Genomic DNA, 14,599 nt, shown 5'->3' with positions numbered 1-14,599 from the left:
CGTTGGAGTCCCGTTGGAGGCGTCATGTCGGTGTTGCGGAACCTGGTGGAGAGCATCCGGAACGGCGGGATCGAGGTGATCGACCTGACGGCGCCGCTGTCGTCGGAGACGCCGATCCTGCGGCTGCCTGAGCCGTTCGGCAACACCGTCCCGTTCGCGCTCAAGGAGATCAGCCGCTACGACGACCGCGGCCCCGCCTGGTACTGGAACGACATCGTGACGGGTGAGCACACCGGCACCCATTTCGACGCGCCCGTCCACTGGGTCACCGGCAAGGACGGCGAGGACGTCTCGCAGGTGCCGCTCGAGCGGCTGATCGCCCCGGCCGTGGTCCTCGACTTCGCCGCCGAGGCGGCCGAGAACCCCGACTTCCTGCTGGAGATCGCGCACGTCAAGGCATGGGAGCAGGCCAACGGGCCGCTGCCGGAGGGCGGGTGGCTGCTCTACCGCACCGGCTGGGACGCCCGCTCCCACGACCAGGAGCGCTTCCTGAACGCGAACGAGACGGGCCCGCACACGCCCGGCGTCTCGGTCGAGTGCGCCCGGTGGCTGGCCGAGGAGACCCCGATCGCCGGGCTGGGCGTGGAGACCGTCGGCACCGACGCGGGCGCCGCGCACGGCTTCGACCCCGCCTTCCCGTGCCACTCGTTCCTGCTGGGCGCGGGGAAGTACGGCCTGACCCAGCTGCGCAACCTCGACCGGCTCCCGGTGACCGGCGCCGTGGTCGTCGCTCCGCCGCTGCCCATCGCCGGAGGCTCGGGCAGCCCGCTGCGGGTGCTGGCCCTGGTCGAGAGGTGAACGTCGCCGAGGTCGTGGGGCGGACCCTCGCCTCGCTCGGCGTGGGCACCGCCTTCGGGGTGGTGGGCAGCGGCAACTTCCACGTGACCAACGCCCTGGTCGCGTACGGCGCGCGCTACGTCGCCGCGCGCCACGAGGGCGGCGCGGCGACCATGGCCGACGCCTACGCCCGCCTCAGCGGCGAGGTCGCCGTGCTCAGCGTCCACCAGGGGCCGGGGCTCACCAACGCGATGACCGGCATCGCCGAGGCTGCCAAGAGCCGCACCCCGCTCGTCGTGCTGGCCGGAGAGGTGACCGAGCCCCGCTCGAACTTCTTCGTCGACCAGGCCGCGCTGGCGGAGGCGGTGGGTGCCGTCCCGATGCGGATCGGGTCGGCGGAGACCGCCGCCGCCGACACGGCCGAGGCGTTCCGCACCGCCCGCGACGGGCGCCGTACGGTCCTGCTCAACCTTCCGCTGGAGGTCCAGGGACTGGCCGTCCCGGACGCGGGCCGGGAGGCCCCGGCGGCCGCCGCGGAGGGGGAGGGGCCGGGAGCGACCGTACCGGAATCCGGGGAGGTCGTCCCGCCGCGGGAACCCGGGGCCGAGCAGGTCGCCCGGCTGGCGGAGATCCTCGCGGCGGCACGCCGTCCCGTCTTCGTGGCCGGGCGGGGCGCACGCGGGGCCCGGCGCGAGATCGAGGAACTCGCCGAGCGGACCGGGGCGCTGCTGGCCACCTCCGCCGTGGCGAAGGGGCTCTTCCGGGGCAGCCCGTGGGACCTGGACGTGAGCGGCGGGTTCGCCTCGCCGCTCACGGTCGAGCTCGTCCGCGACGCCGACGTGCTCGTGGGCTGGGGCTGCGCCCTGAACATGTGGACCATGCGCCACGGCACGCTGATCGGCCGCGACGCCACCGTCGTCCAGGTCGACCTGGACGACGCCGCGCTCGGTGCTCACCGGCCCGTCCACCTCGGCGTGGCCGGCGACGCCGCCCTCACCGCGCGGGCCGCCACCCGTCTGCTCGGCGACGGCGGTGGCGACGGCGGCGGTAATGGCGGTGGTGATGGCGCATCGCGTGGTGAGGCGAAAGCCCCGGGCGGTACGAGCACCGGTGTGCCGGGCACCGGCGGCGCCGGGTACCGCTCGGCGGGGCTGGCCGCGCGGATCGCCGGGGAGAACCGCTGGCGGGACGTTCCCTACACCGATGAGAGCGGCGACGGCAGGATCGACCCCCGGACGCTGACGATCGCGCTGGACGACCTGCTCCCCGCGGAACGCGTGGTCTCCATCGACTCCGGAAATTTCATGGGATATCCGTCGATGTTTCTCGATGTCCCTGATGAGCGGGGTTTCTGCTTCACGCAGGCGTTCCAGTCGATCGGCCTCGGCCTCGCCACCGCGATCGGCGCGGCCCTGGCCCGGCCGGACCGGCTCCCGGTGGCGGCGCTGGGCGACGGCGGCGCGCTGATGGGCGTCGCCGAGCTGGAGACGGTCGTACGGCTCGGCCTGCCGATGGTGATCGTCGTGTACGACGACGACGGCTACGGCGCCGAGGTGCACCACTTCGGCCCGGACGGGCACCCCCTGGAGACCGTGACCTTCCCGCCCGCCGACATCGCCGCCGTCGCCCGCGGCTTCGGCTGCGAGGCGGTCACCGTACGGGCCCGGGAGGATCTGGTCGCGGTGGCCCGGTGGCTGGAGGGGGACCGTGACCGGCCCCTGCTGGTCCACGCCAGGGTCAGCCGCGCGCGCGGATCGTGGTGGCTGGAGGAGGCGTTCCGGGGGCACTGAGGTCCGGCCTTGCGAGGGCGTCCGGAAGAGGATCGGGGGAGGTCGGGCCGGGGGGAGAGCTGAGGTACGGTTCAGCCATGGCTGAGATCGTGTACCCCCCGGTCATCGGGGCGGCGTTGACCTTGTTCCGTGCGCTGGACCTCAAAATCCGCATCGAGGGCGCGGAGCGCATCCCGCGGACCGGCGGGGCCGTGCTGGTCAGCAACCACATCAGCTACCTCGACTTCATCTTCGCCGGTCTGGCCGCGCGTCCCTCCGGGCGCCTGGTGCGTTTCATGGCGAAGAAGGAGGTGTTCGACCACCGGATCTCCGGGCCGCTGATGCGCGGCATGCACCACATCCCGGTCGACCGCGCGGCCGGGGCCGCCGCGTTCGGCGCGGCGCTGAAGTCGCTCAAGGGCGGTGAGGTCGTCGGCGTGTTCGCCGAGGCCACGATCAGCCGGTCCTTCACGGTCAAGGAGATCAAGAACGGCGCGGTCCGGATGGCCGTCAGCGCCAAGGTGCCGATGATCCCGGTCTCCCTGTGGGGCACCCAGCGGCTGTGGACCAAGGGGCACCCCAAGAAGCTGCTGCAGCGGCACGTGCCGATCACGATCCAGGTCGGCGAGCCGATGTACCCCCAGCGCGGCGACGACTACGACGCCGTCACCGCGGACCTGCGCGAGCGCATGGCCGAGATGCTCGACAAGGCGCAGCGGAGCTACCCGGAGATCCCGCAGGGCGTCTGGTGGCAACCCCGCCACCTCGGCGGTACCGCGCCCACTCCCGAGGAGGCCGCCAAGCTGGACGCCGCCGAGGCGGAGGCCAGGGCGATCCGCGACAAGCCATGAACAGGTAGTTCACAAGTGGCGTGTCCCATCCTTTCCCCATGAGCAGCGCATTCGACGACATCGCGAACGCCTTCCAGCCGGTGCCGGCACCCGGCCCGGGACGCACACCGGGGAAGGCAGGCATGGCCGTTCTGCTGGTCCTCTGGACGGGGCTGGGCGTGCTGCCCCTCGTGGTCGCGGTGCCCGGCCTCAGGCTCGCGACGGGCTCCGTCGGCGTCCCCGGCACGCTCACGGTGGTCTCGTGCGAGGACCTGGGCCGGGGCCGCTACGACTGCGGGGGCGTTTTCGCGCCCGACGGCGGCGGCGACGCGATCCCGGTCGACGCCTCACCCGACTCCACCGCCGGTGACGTCAGGCGGGCCCGGCTCACCCCCGAGGGCGACCGTGCCGTACCGACCGGCACCTCCGGTGTGCTGGCCGCGCTGACCATGCCCTTCCTCGGCGTCGGCGTGCTGGGCTTCCTGCCGTACGTCCTCCTCCACGTCTCCGGGGCACGGCGGGGCCGCCGGGCCGCCGTGGTCCTTGGATGCCTCCTCACGCTCGTCTCGCTCGCCGGTGTGGTCGCCGGGACGGTCGCCGCCTACGCCTGAGCACGCCGAGGTGCGCGCGCACGCCCGGCGGCGTGTCCCGGCGCTCGTCAGGGAGACGGGCTGACGACAATCGTCGGATGGAGAAGATGACGGACGCCGAATGGCGTGAGTTCGTGATGACGGGGACGCGTACCGGCAAGCTCGGGGTGGTCAGGGCCGACGGCAGGCCGCACGTGACGCCGGTCTGGTTCGTGCTCGACGGGGACGACGTGGTGTTCACCACCCACGAGAGCAGCGTCAAGGGCAGGAGCCTGCGGCGCGACCCCAGAGTGGTCCTGTGCGTGGACGACGAGACCCCGCCGTTCTCCTACGTCATGCTCGAGGGCCTCGTCACCCTCTCCGCGGACACGGACGAGCTGGTGAGGTGGGCCACCGAGATCGGCGGCCGGTACATGGGCCGCGAGCGCGCCCACGAGTTCGGCCGGCGCAACGGCGTCCCGGGGGAGTGGCTGGTCAGGCTCCGCGTCGGCAGGGTCGTCGCCGGCCGCGACGTGGCGGACTGAGGATCCCGCCGGACATCTCGTACGGGATGCGGGTGCCGGCCCGACCGGCACCCGCGATCCTTCGGCCATCCGCGGTCCTTCGGCCATCCGCGGTCCTTCGGCCATCCGCGGTCCTTCGGCCATCCGCGGTCCTTCGGCCATCCGCGGTCCTTCGGCTATCCACGACCCTTCGGCCATCCGCGGTCCTTAAGCCACCCGCGGGCCGGCGGGGCGGCACGCTCTCGGGCACCCGAGGGCCTCTCCCATCCCCGCTCGGAACGGGGGAGCGGGCTCGTCGGGAACGAATCTGTACGAAGTTCGAATTTTTAAACACGGTGGTGAGCTGCTGGAAAGCCCGATTTAGGGTGTCATGCACTTATTTGGCTTGCATGGGTTCGCTTGAAGCGGGCACTGTTCCCCGCGCCCTGGACGGAGGATCACGACCGGGCGGTGGTCCTCGGTCTCGGCGGCGGGCGTAGGCACCCCCTCGACGCCCCCGCTGGTTTCGGATCAAACCAGATGGAGGAGACAAGGTGACGCGAACAAACCCCGGCAGGTCCAACGAGGTGTCGTCGAGCGGATCGGGCAGAACACCCTGGCGCATTCCACGCCCCATGGTCTTCGCCACCGCCGTCGTGCTGGCGGCCTCGGGCGGCGTCGGGGTGTCCTCGGCGTCAGCGGCGTCGCCGCCGCCCGCTCCCACGCCGCCGGAGGCGCCGACCCCCAGCGTGACGGTGACGGTGACACCCATCCCGGGTCCCACGCTGACCCCGACCCCGACGCCCACCACCACGACGCGGCCGCCCCGGATACCCCCGGTGGCGTTCCCCGGCACGCTGCACGGCGAGTTCGTCCTGCCGGCGAAGGACGGCTGCGGCTTCACGGTGTTCGCCCAGACCGGTGAGGCGACCGCTGTGGCGGAGGACTCGATCACGGTGCGAAGCCAGGACGGCTTCGAGAGGGTGTACACGATCACCGATTCCACCAAGTCCCTCTCGGGACGGCGGGGCAACGTGATCAGGCAGGGCGACTGGGTCTCGGTGACCGCCACGACGACAGACGCCACGACGCCGGTCGAGCCGACGCCGGGCGAGCCGACCCCGGGTGAGCCGACGCCGACCACCACGACCCCGGTCGAGCCGACCCCGACCACCACGACCCCGGTCGAGCCGACGCCGGGTGAGCCGACGCCGACCACCACGACCCCGGTCGAGCCGACCCCGACCACCACAGCCCCGGATGATGGGTCGGCACCGACCACCACGATCCCGGAGGAGCCGACCACGGGCGAGACGGCGACGGCCGCCTACGTCTTCGACCTGACGCGGCCCAACAGGAAGTTCTGGCGCGGCGGTGACTGGTGGTCCCTCAGCAAGTGGCGGATCGGCAAGTGGCGCGAGCCCAGCATCTGTCCCACGCCGCCCGTCGCGACCCCCACGGTGCCGCCTCCCGCGGAGACCCCGTTCCCGCCTACGGAGACCCCGCTGCCTCCCACGGAGACGCCGACCGTCCCCACCCCCGAGCCGACCCCCACCGTGACGGAAACCCCGACCCCGACTCCCACCCCCACCCCGACTCCCTGAGCGTCCGGGGACCGGACGCGGCCGTCGCGCGGCCCTGACCCGTGGGCCGCGCCGAGGATCCCGAGGCCGTCCGGCGCGAGGTGAGGGGCCCCGGGGGCCGATGACGCGCGGCTCGCAACGGCGCCGCCCGGGTCTCCGACCGGAGACCCGGGCGGCGCCGTTCCACGTCGCGGCCGCCACGGTGCTCCGAACCCGGCCGCGGTCGCGGAACACCCCGGCGGCCACGAATCCGGTCTCCGCGGACTCCTCGAAGTCGTCATGCCTCCGGCCGTACGGGGAAGTTCGCAACGAGGAGACCGCTCACGATCCCTGGAGGCGAATTGACCGCGAAGTCCGAAGCAGAGTCCGAATCCGTGATGTCCCCCAGCCGCTTCGACGCCCGGATCACCGCGGATCCGGACTCGGCCTGGCCGGCGCAAGCGCATCGCTACCGGCTGGTCGCGAGCCGCGCGTGCCCGTTCGCGAGCAGGGCCGTGGTGAGCCGCAGGCTGCTCGGCCTGGAGGACGCGATCTCGCTGGCCGTCGTCGACCCGATCCAGGACGACCGCGGCTGGAGATTCGCCCTCGGCCCCGGCGGCAGGGACCCCGTCCTCGGCTACCGCCACCTCAGCGAGGCGTACCTGGCCGCCGATCCGGACTACGACGGCGGGTTCAGCGTTCCCGCGATGGTCGACACGGTCACCGGGCACCTGGTCACCAACGACTTCGACCCGATGACCCTGGACCTGGCGACCCAGTGGACGGCCCTCGCCCGCCCCGGCGCCCCGGACCTGTACCCCGAGCCGCTGCGCGCGGAGATCGACGAGCTGAACGAGCAGATCTTCCAGGACGTCAACATCGGGGTGTACGAGGCGGGCATGGCCACCACCCAGGAGGCGTACTCGCGGGCCTACGACGCGCTGTTCGCCCGCCTGGACGCGCTGGAGGAGCGGTTGCGGACCCGCCGCTACCTGGTCGGCGACACGATCACCGAGGCCGACATCCGGCTGTTCACCTCGCTGGTGCGCTTCGACGTGGTCTACCACGGGCACTTCCGGTGCAACCGCTCCAAGCTGACGGAGATGCCGGCGCTGTGGGCGTACGCGCGTGACCTGTTCCAGACCCCCGGCTTCGGTGACACGGTCGACTTCGACCACATCAAGCGTCACTACCACCTCGTTCTGGACGAGAGCAATCCCCACCACATCGTGCCCGGCGGCCCGGACCTGTCCGGGTGGCTCGTCCCGCACGGCCGCGAGGGGCTCGGCGGCAGGCCGTTCGGGGACGGCACCCCGCCGGGCCCGCCGCCCGCCGCGGAGGTCGTGCCGCCGCGGGGGCGGGCGGCCTGACGCCACCCCCGCCGCGCCTCAGGGCATCCTGAGGCGCGGCCGTGTGCGGGGGCGGCGACCGGGCCGCACGGCGCCGCCGGACGGGTGGCGCCCGGCGCCGTTCAGCCTCGGTGCGGCCAGGCGCGGGTTCTGCCGGTGCTCCAGGCCCACGAGGCGATACCGACGCGGTTCCGCACCCCCAGCTTGCGCTGGATGCCGGCGATGTGGTTCTTGACCGTGCCGGGCGACAGGAACAGCTCCGCGGCGATCTCGGCGTTGGTCTTGCCCTGGGCGACGAGCAGGGCGACGTCGTCCTCGCGTTCGGTCAGCGCCGTGCCCCGGGGGACGTCCTCGGGCGACGGGCCGATCCGGCTGAGGAGCCGTACGGTGAGTTGCGGGCTGATGAGCACATCGCCGTTCACGGCCGCGCGTACGGCCTCGACCAACAGGGCCGGGCCCGAGCGCTTGAGGACGAACCCGGCCGCGCCGTGGCTCAGCGCGGCGTACAGGTACTCGTCCAGTCCGAACGTGGTGACGACGACGACGCGGACGCCGGTGCCGGCCAGCGCGCGGGTCACCTCGATGCCGTCGGCGTGGGGCATCCGGATGTCGGCGAGCACCACGTCGGGGCGCAGGTGCCGGGCCGACTCGATGGCGGTGACGCCGTCGGCGGCTTCGGCGATGACGGCCATGTCCGGCTGGGCGTCGAGGATGAGGCGGAAGGCGGTGCGAATACCCTCCTGGTCGTCGGCGACGAGGATGCGGATCGACATGTCGCTATCGTGCCAAGGGGATGCGGGCCGTGAGCGACCATCCCCCGTGTACGGGGGCCGCGTGCAGGAGGCCGCCCATCGATCGGAGGTGCCGCGCCAGGACCGGCAGGCCGAAGCCGCCGCGTCCGCTCTCGCCCGATCCGGTCACCCCGTCGTTCGTCACCGTGACCACGAGTGTGGCGGACTCCACCGTGACGGTGACGTCCACCACGGTGGCCTCGGGGGCGTGACGGCGCACGTTGGTCAGTGATTCGGCCACGACCCGGAACGCGGTGGCGGACGTCTCCCGTGACACCGTCTCGCCCGTACCCGGGTCCATGTCCACGCGGACGCGTGCCCGCCCGGCCGCGGTGAACCGGTCGGCGAGTTCGGGCAGCTCGGCCAGGCCGGGGAGCGGTGACGTGGTCGCGAGCCCGTCCTCCCGCAGGATGAGGACGGTCCTGTCCAGCGCCGACATGGCCCGCTGACCGGCCTTCTCGACACGTTCGAGGGCGAGGAGCGCCTGTCCGGGATCGCCGGGACCGACCACCTGGCCGGCCTGCGCGTGCGCCACCATCTCGCTGATGTCATGGGCGACGAAGTCGTGCAGGTCTCCGGCCACCTGCAGCCGCAGAGCGGTGCGGCCGTCGGTCACCGCGCGGACCCGCCGGGTGTCCAGGGAGCGCAGGTACGTCCCCGAACCGGCCGCGACCAGCACGCCGACCGACCAGAACGCGCAGGCTCCCACCCCCTCCAGCACGGACGAGGGCGTGATGAACCGCAGCAGGCAGACGGACGAGGCGAGGCCCGCGAGCGCGCCGGCGACCGCCGCCCGCCGTACCGGCGACCACCGGGCGTTCAGCGCGACCAGCAACATGAGCGCCGCGCTCTCCGCCATTCCCGATATGCCGGCCTCCCATACGAGGGGAAGCCCCATCAGGCGTGCCAGGGTGACGGCGAGGGACACGGCCGCGGCCACGCAGGTCACCGTGGCCAGGTGTGCCGACGTCCGCGACCGGCCGCCGGCCACCCAGACCAGGGCGGCCGTCACCGTCGTCGCCGCCGCCATGGCCGCCGCCCCGAAGACGGGCGAGGCGCCGATCCCGGCCAGGACCACGGCGGCGACGGCGATCGCTCGGGCACGCCCACGAAGACTCACCGGACCGACGATACGCAGGCGCCGGCTCCCGCCGCACCTGCCGTACGGCACGGTCACCGGGCGCGGGGACCACCATCACCTGCCGAACGGCACATGGCCTGTCACCCGCCGGGAGCACGATGCTGACCTCATGGCAACGACCATCGCTCCACCTTCGCCCATCCACCGGTCCGCCTGGCCGGGCTACGCGGCGGCCCTGTGGTCGCTCGGTTACGGCGCGCTCGGCCTGTCATGGGCGCTCGGCGCGCCCGGCTTCCCCTGGGGGAGGTCCGATCCCGACGGGGCACTGTCCATCCTCGCTCGCGCCACCCCGGATACCGGCGGTTGGTGGATCGTCGCCTTCTGCGTGACGGCCATGTTCACCTCGCTGGCCCTGGCACGGACGGACGGACGCGGGCGTGCCGGCCGGGTGCCCCTGCTCCTCGCCTGGCCGATGGCCGTGCTGTTGATCCTGGTGATCCCCGACTCCAGGCCGATGATGGGGGTGGCCTACACCCCGCTGTTGCTGGTGGCACCCCTTTTCGACCTGGAGCTGGGCGGCAGCACTTTGGCCGACCTCTGGCCGTGGCCGGTGGTCAACCAGGTGCTGTGCGTCGCCGGAGGGCTGCTGCTGGCCGCGGCGGCGCTGAACCACCGACGCCGTCGCCGGGAGGCCTGCGCCGCCTGCGGGCGCACCGGCCACGACGGGTGGACCGCCCCCGCCGCGGCGGCCCGCTGGGGCCGCACCGCCGTCCACATCGCCGTCGCCGTACCCCTGGTGTACTGCGTGACCCGGTGGAGCTGGGCCCTCGGCATTCCGCTGGGGGTGCGCGGGGAGTTCCTGGAGGAGGGGACGAGGGACACCCCGGGCATCTGGCTGGCCGGCGCCTACCTGGCGACGTTCGGCGCCTGCGGAGGCCTGCTCACGCTGGGGCTGGTCCAGCGCTGGGGGGAGATCTTCCCCCGCTGGATCCCCGGCCTGCGCGGCAGGCGTGTCCCTCCGCTCCTCGCCGTCATTCCGGCCGGCCTCGTCGCGATCACCGTCACGGTCGCGGGACTGACCTACATCCGCTGGACCGTGGCCGGCCGTTTCGCCCTGGACGAATGGGGGGCCTGGCTCCCGGAGACCTTCTGGCCGATCTGGGGAGGGGCACTGGCCGCCGCCGCTCTCGCCTACCACCTGCGCAGGCGCGAAGGATGCCGTCACTGCGGGCGGGGCCCGGTCCGGGCCGATGCCGTTCCCGCCTGAACGCGACCCCAGGGTCCCGAACCCGGGACCCTGGGGTACGGCCGGGCGAGCGGGCTGGTCTCGCCCACGCCCCTCAGCGCATCGTCGAGACGCTTCTCGTGCTCCATCGTGTCGTGTTCCGTCAGATGGCGGAAACACGCCACCCCGGAGAAGGCTCCCCGCCTCCAGGCCACCGCCCCCGGGCGGAACGGTTGAAGCCCCAGGTCATCGTCTGTTTCGCCGAGCCGGGACCGCGCGGATTCCCTCGCCTCACGCGGGCGCGAATTAAACCCTTGTAAATTTTTCTGTCCCTTATTACAGGCAAATGCAACATTTATTCATTACCCTCCCCGGAGGTTAGGGAGATCCCTTATCGCCCATTTTGCTTCCCCCCGCGGGCATCCCCTGCCCGTGAAGGAGATCGTGTGTTCACAGCCCGCCCCTGGCGAGTGGTCCTGATCGGGACCATCACCCTCGCCTCACTGATCCAGCAGAGTGTGGCGTACAGCGCCACACAGGCCGCACCCGAATCCGACAAGATCGACCGGGTGGTCCAGGCCGACCTGTCCAAGGACGACAAGGCCACCTTCTGGGTGCGCCTGAAGGACGACGCCGACCTGCGGGCGGCGCGTACGGCGAAGACCAAGGCCGAGAAGGGCAAGGAGGTCTACCGGGCGAAGACGGAGACCGCCGCCGCCTCGCAGACGAACCTGCGCAAGCTCCTCAAGGCCGCACGCGCCGACTTCACCCCGTTCTGGATCGTCAACACCGTCAAGGTGACCGGCGACGCGAAACTGGCGGACGAGATCGCCAAGCTCCCCGAGGTGACGGCGATCGAGCCGCCCCAGGTCGTCCAGCTGCCCGACCCGGAGCCGGCCAAGGAGGTCAAGGCCACCGCGGCCTCCGTCGAGTGGAACATCGACCGTATCAACGCCACCAAGGTGTGGGACGAACTCGGAGACCACGGCGAGGGCATCGTCGTCGGGAGCATCGACAGCGGCGCGCAGTGGGACCACCCGGCGCTGGTCTCCGCCTATCGCGGCACGAAGGCCGGCGGCGGCGTCGACCACAGCTACAACTGGGTCGACACGGTAGGCGTGTGCTCGGCCGGCGTGCCCTGTGACGACCTCGGCCACGGCACCCACACGATGGGCACCATGGTCGGTGGCGACGGCGGCGCCAACAACATCGGTGTCGCCCCCGGCGCCAAGTGGATCACCGCGAAGGCCTGCACGGTGAAGCCGAGGAGCTGCCCGAACGACGCGCTGCTCGCCGCCGGCCAGTGGATGCTCGCGCCCACCGATCTGAACCACCAGAACCCGCGTCCCGACCTCGCGCCCGACGTCATCAACAACTCCTGGGGAGGCGGCGGCCTCGACCTCTGGTACGACGAGATGGTCCGCGCCTGGGTCGCCGCCGGCATCTTCCCCACCTTCTCCAACGGGAACGAGGCCCTGAGGGCGCCCGTCACCTGTGAGAGCACCGGAAACCCCGGCGGGAACATCGCCGCCTACAGCGCCGGAGCGTTCGGCTTCGACGGGCGCATCGGGGAGTTCTCCTCGCGCGGTCCCGGCGAGAACGGCGAGATCAAGCCGAACATCACCGCACCGGGCGTGAACATCCGCTCGTCCTGGAACGACGGCGGCTACCGCCCCAACTCCGGCACGTCGATGGCCAGCCCGCACGTCGCCGCCACGGTGGCGCTGATGTGGTCGATGTCGCCCAGCCTGAAGAACGACGTCGAGAACACCCGCGCCCTGCTCGACGGGACCGCGGCCGACGTCGACGACACGAGCTGCGGCGGCACCGCCGCCGACAACTATGTCTGGGGCGAGGGCATGCTCGACGCCTACGCCGCGGTCAAGTCGACCCCGCTCGGGGAACTGGGCACGCTGACCGGCACGGTCACCTCGGGCGGGTCCCCCCTGGCCGGCGCGACCATCAGCGTCTCCGGACCGGTGAGCCGTACGGTCACCACCGCGCAGGACGGGTCCTACACGCTGCCCCGTCTCCTGAGCGGCGACTACGAGATCACCTTCAGGAAGTTCACCTACGACGATGTCACCGCGACCGTCACCGTCACGACCGACCAGACGATCACCCGGGACGCGTCGCTGGTGGCGCAGGCCCTGAGCACGGTGTCCGGGACGGTCACCAGCGTCGGCCTGCCCCAGGCCGGCGCCACGGTCGCCGCGGCGGGCACGCCTGCCGGCGCGGTCACCGACGCCCAGGGCCACTACGAGCTCACACTGCCCCGCCGGGGCTTCGACCTGAAGGTCACCGCGGGCTCGCGGTGCACGCAGGACGCCGCCGTGCCCGTCACGGTGACCGGCGACCTGGTCAAGGACATCGAGCTGGCGAGCCACACCGACTCCTTCGGCTACACCTGCAGGAGCGGCACCGAGCCGTACATCGAGGGCACCACCAAGGAGCAGCTCGGCGGCGACGACGAGAGCCAGATGATCACGCTGCCGTTCGCCTTCCCGTTCTACGGCAAGACCTACACCCGCGGCGCGGTCGCCACCAACGGGTTCCTGACCTTCGGTGCCAACACCTACGCCTTCCCGAGCAACACCTCCCTGCCCACCACCGGCGATTCCAACGCCTCCATCTACCCGTACTGGGAAGACCTGGCGATGTGGGACGACAGCGGGCTCTACACCGCCACCGTCGGCACCGCACCGCACCGCACCTTCGTCGTGGAGTGGCGCAACGTGCAGTTCTACGACAGCGACGACCACTTCTCGTTCGAGGCGTTGCTCGGTGAGGACGGCTCGATCGGGTTCCGCTACCGCGGAATCGACGCCCCCATCGAGGCGGGCACGACCGCGACGATCGGCGTCGAGAACGCGGAGGGCACCGACGCCCTGCAGTACTCCTTCAAGACCGATCCTCTCCCCGCCGTCGCCGACGGCCAGAGCCTGTCCTTCGCCGCCCGGCGGCACGGGCTGGTGACCGGCACCGTCACCGACGCCAACGACGGCAAGCCGCTGGCGGACGCGACGGTGAAGGTGGGCGACGTGGCCACCTTCACCACCGGAACCGACGGCACCTTCCTCGGGCAGGCTCCCGCCGGTGACCACCAGGTCGAGGTCTCCGAGGAGAACTACGGCACTCTCACCAAGCAGGTCACCGTCAAGGCCGGTGAGCGCAACCTGCTCGACACGGCCCTGGCCACCGGCCGGGTGACGGCGTCGACCGACGAGGTCACTCTCGTGATGCCGGCCTCCTCCACCAGGAAGGGCGCGGTCGAGCTGTCCAACCTGGGGGCCGACGCGGCGTACACCGTCGAGATCGCCTCCGGCCAGACCTGGCTGGGCGTGACCCCGGCCAGTGGGCAGATCGCGGCCGGCGGGTCCGTGACGCTGCAGGTCACCGCGTCCAGCGCGGATGTCCAGCCCGGCAGCGTCCGCACCGGCGTGCTGGTCGTGCGCTCGGCGAGCGGCCGCAACCCGGCGTTCCCGATCAGCGTGTCCGTCGTGGTGCCGAAGTTCCAGGTCGCCATCGAGGCCGGCGGCTCCAAGAAGGTCGTCGACGCCGTCGGTGACGTCTGGGCGGCCGACCGGAAGTACACGCCGGGCGGCTACGGCTACGTGGGCAACGGCGACAAGACGAGCACCTCGAGCAAGACCGTCAGGGGCACCACCGAGCAGGCGCTCTACAGGAGCGCCCGCGAGGACATGCGGGAGTACCGGTTCGACAAGGTGCCCGCAGGGGTCTACACCATCGAACTGGGCTTCGCCGAGACCCGGAACAAGCGTCCGGGCAAGCGGGTCTTCGACGTCGGCATCGAGGGCGAGCTCGCGATCTCGGCGCTCGACCTCGCCCGGGAGGCGGGGGAGAACACCGCGGTCAGCCGCCAGTACACGGTGAAGGTCACCGACGGCCAGATCAACGTGGGCTTCACCGGGCGGACCGGCGATCCCATCGTCAACTCCATCCGTGTCAGCGAGCGTCCCGACAGGGCCGCCCGGTAGGCGCGATCCACACCCTCGACCGGCCCGTCCCACTCGGCGGGACGGGCCGGTTCCATGATCGCCGGCGCGACCGGGCACCGGGCGGAGATCCACCGCTATCTGCCGCCGCCGGTGTGGATCCTCCGGTGACGCGTTGGCCCCCGGA

The 14,599-nt window shown here is 72.1% G+C and carries 11 protein-coding genes; 9 read left to right on the top strand and 2 right to left on the bottom strand.

Annotated features, from left to right (window positions below):
* The first annotated feature begins 24 nt into the window (after positions 1-24).
* The 7 genes from AB0F88_RS01075 (at position 25) to AB0F88_RS01045 (ending at position 7,380) form a co-directional block, all read left to right on the top strand.
* On the top strand, positions 25-798 hold the full coding sequence (locus AB0F88_RS01075) for a cyclase family protein (protein WP_362676022.1): 774 nt from the start codon (positions 25-27) through the stop codon (positions 796-798).
* The gene (locus AB0F88_RS01070) at positions 795-2,567 is read left to right on the top strand and encodes a thiamine pyrophosphate-binding protein (protein WP_362676019.1); all 1,773 of its coding nucleotides are present in this window, start codon (positions 795-797) and stop codon (positions 2,565-2,567) included. Before AB0F88_RS01075 ends, AB0F88_RS01070 begins: the two co-directional genes overlap by 4 nt.
* Positions 2,568-2,644: 77 nt before the next feature.
* Positions 2,645-3,397, top strand: coding sequence for a lysophospholipid acyltransferase family protein (locus AB0F88_RS01065; protein ID WP_362676016.1), 753 nt, complete (start codon positions 2,645-2,647; stop codon positions 3,395-3,397).
* 38 nt (positions 3,398-3,435) lie between these two features.
* Positions 3,436-3,987, top strand: coding sequence for a hypothetical protein (locus tag AB0F88_RS01060; protein WP_362676014.1), 552 nt, complete (start codon positions 3,436-3,438; stop codon positions 3,985-3,987).
* A 77-nt stretch (positions 3,988-4,064) separates the two neighbouring features.
* The gene (locus AB0F88_RS01055) at positions 4,065-4,490 is read left to right on the top strand and encodes a PPOX class F420-dependent oxidoreductase (protein WP_362676011.1); all 426 of its coding nucleotides are present in this window, start codon (positions 4,065-4,067) and stop codon (positions 4,488-4,490) included.
* A 512-nt stretch (positions 4,491-5,002) separates the two neighbouring features.
* On the top strand, positions 5,003-6,052 hold the full coding sequence (locus tag AB0F88_RS01050) for a hypothetical protein (protein WP_362676008.1): 1,050 nt from the start codon (positions 5,003-5,005) through the stop codon (positions 6,050-6,052).
* Positions 6,053-6,408: 356 nt separating this feature from the next.
* Positions 6,409-7,380 carry a glutathione S-transferase C-terminal domain-containing protein gene (locus AB0F88_RS01045; protein ID WP_362677883.1) on the top strand — a complete coding sequence of 324 codons (972 nt, stop codon included), beginning with the start codon at positions 6,409-6,411 and terminating at the stop codon, positions 7,378-7,380.
* 101 nt (positions 7,381-7,481) lie between these two features.
* On the opposite strand, the gene AB0F88_RS01040 is transcribed toward AB0F88_RS01045, so the two are convergent.
* Together AB0F88_RS01040 and AB0F88_RS01035 are read right to left on the bottom strand one after the other, a co-directional pair.
* Entirely contained in the window at positions 7,482-8,132 is a 651-nt protein-coding gene (locus AB0F88_RS01040; RefSeq protein ID WP_362676006.1) for a response regulator transcription factor, read from the bottom strand.
* Positions 8,133-8,136: 4 nt separating this feature from the next.
* On the bottom strand, positions 8,137-9,270 hold the full coding sequence (locus AB0F88_RS01035) for a histidine kinase (protein ID WP_362676003.1): 1,134 nt from the start codon (positions 9,268-9,270) through the stop codon (positions 8,137-8,139).
* Positions 9,271-9,400: 130 nt separating this feature from the next.
* On the opposite strand from AB0F88_RS01035, the gene AB0F88_RS01030 reads away from it, so the two are divergent.
* Positions 9,401-10,498: a hypothetical protein gene (locus AB0F88_RS01030; protein ID WP_362676000.1), complete on the top strand. Its 1,098-nt coding sequence runs from the start codon at positions 9,401-9,403 to the stop codon at positions 10,496-10,498.
* A 404-nt stretch (positions 10,499-10,902) separates the two neighbouring features.
* Positions 10,903-14,454: a S8 family serine peptidase gene (locus tag AB0F88_RS01025; RefSeq protein WP_362675998.1), complete on the top strand. Its 3,552-nt coding sequence runs from the start codon at positions 10,903-10,905 to the stop codon at positions 14,452-14,454.
* Positions 14,455-14,599 lie beyond the last annotated feature (145 nt).

Source organism: Streptosporangium sp. NPDC023963, assembly GCF_040639135.1.
Taxonomy (GTDB): domain Bacteria; phylum Actinomycetota; class Actinomycetes; order Streptosporangiales; family Streptosporangiaceae; genus Streptosporangium.
This window is presented reverse-complemented; position numbering and strand designations above follow the sequence as displayed.

Bases quoted from the DNA above. Each gene is read 5' to 3' on its own strand.
- AB0F88_RS01075 (WP_362676022.1), top strand. From the start codon at position 25: ATGTCGGTGTTGCGGAACCTGGTGGAGAGCATCCGGAACGGCGGGATC.
- AB0F88_RS01065 (WP_362676016.1), top strand. From the start codon at position 2,645: ATGGCTGAGATCGTGTACCCCCCGGTCATCGGGGCGGCGTTGACCTTG.
- AB0F88_RS01060 (WP_362676014.1), top strand. From the start codon at position 3,436: ATGAGCAGCGCATTCGACGACATCGCGAACGCCTTCCAGCCGGTGCCG.
- AB0F88_RS01055 (WP_362676011.1), top strand. From the start codon at position 4,065: ATGGAGAAGATGACGGACGCCGAATGGCGTGAGTTCGTGATGACGGGG.
- AB0F88_RS01045 (WP_362677883.1), top strand. From the start codon at position 6,409: ATGTCCCCCAGCCGCTTCGACGCCCGGATCACCGCGGATCCGGACTCG.
- AB0F88_RS01040 (WP_362676006.1), bottom strand. From the start codon at position 8,132: ATGTCGATCCGCATCCTCGTCGCCGACGACCAGGAGGGTATTCGCACC.
- AB0F88_RS01030 (WP_362676000.1), top strand. From the start codon at position 9,401: ATGGCAACGACCATCGCTCCACCTTCGCCCATCCACCGGTCCGCCTGG.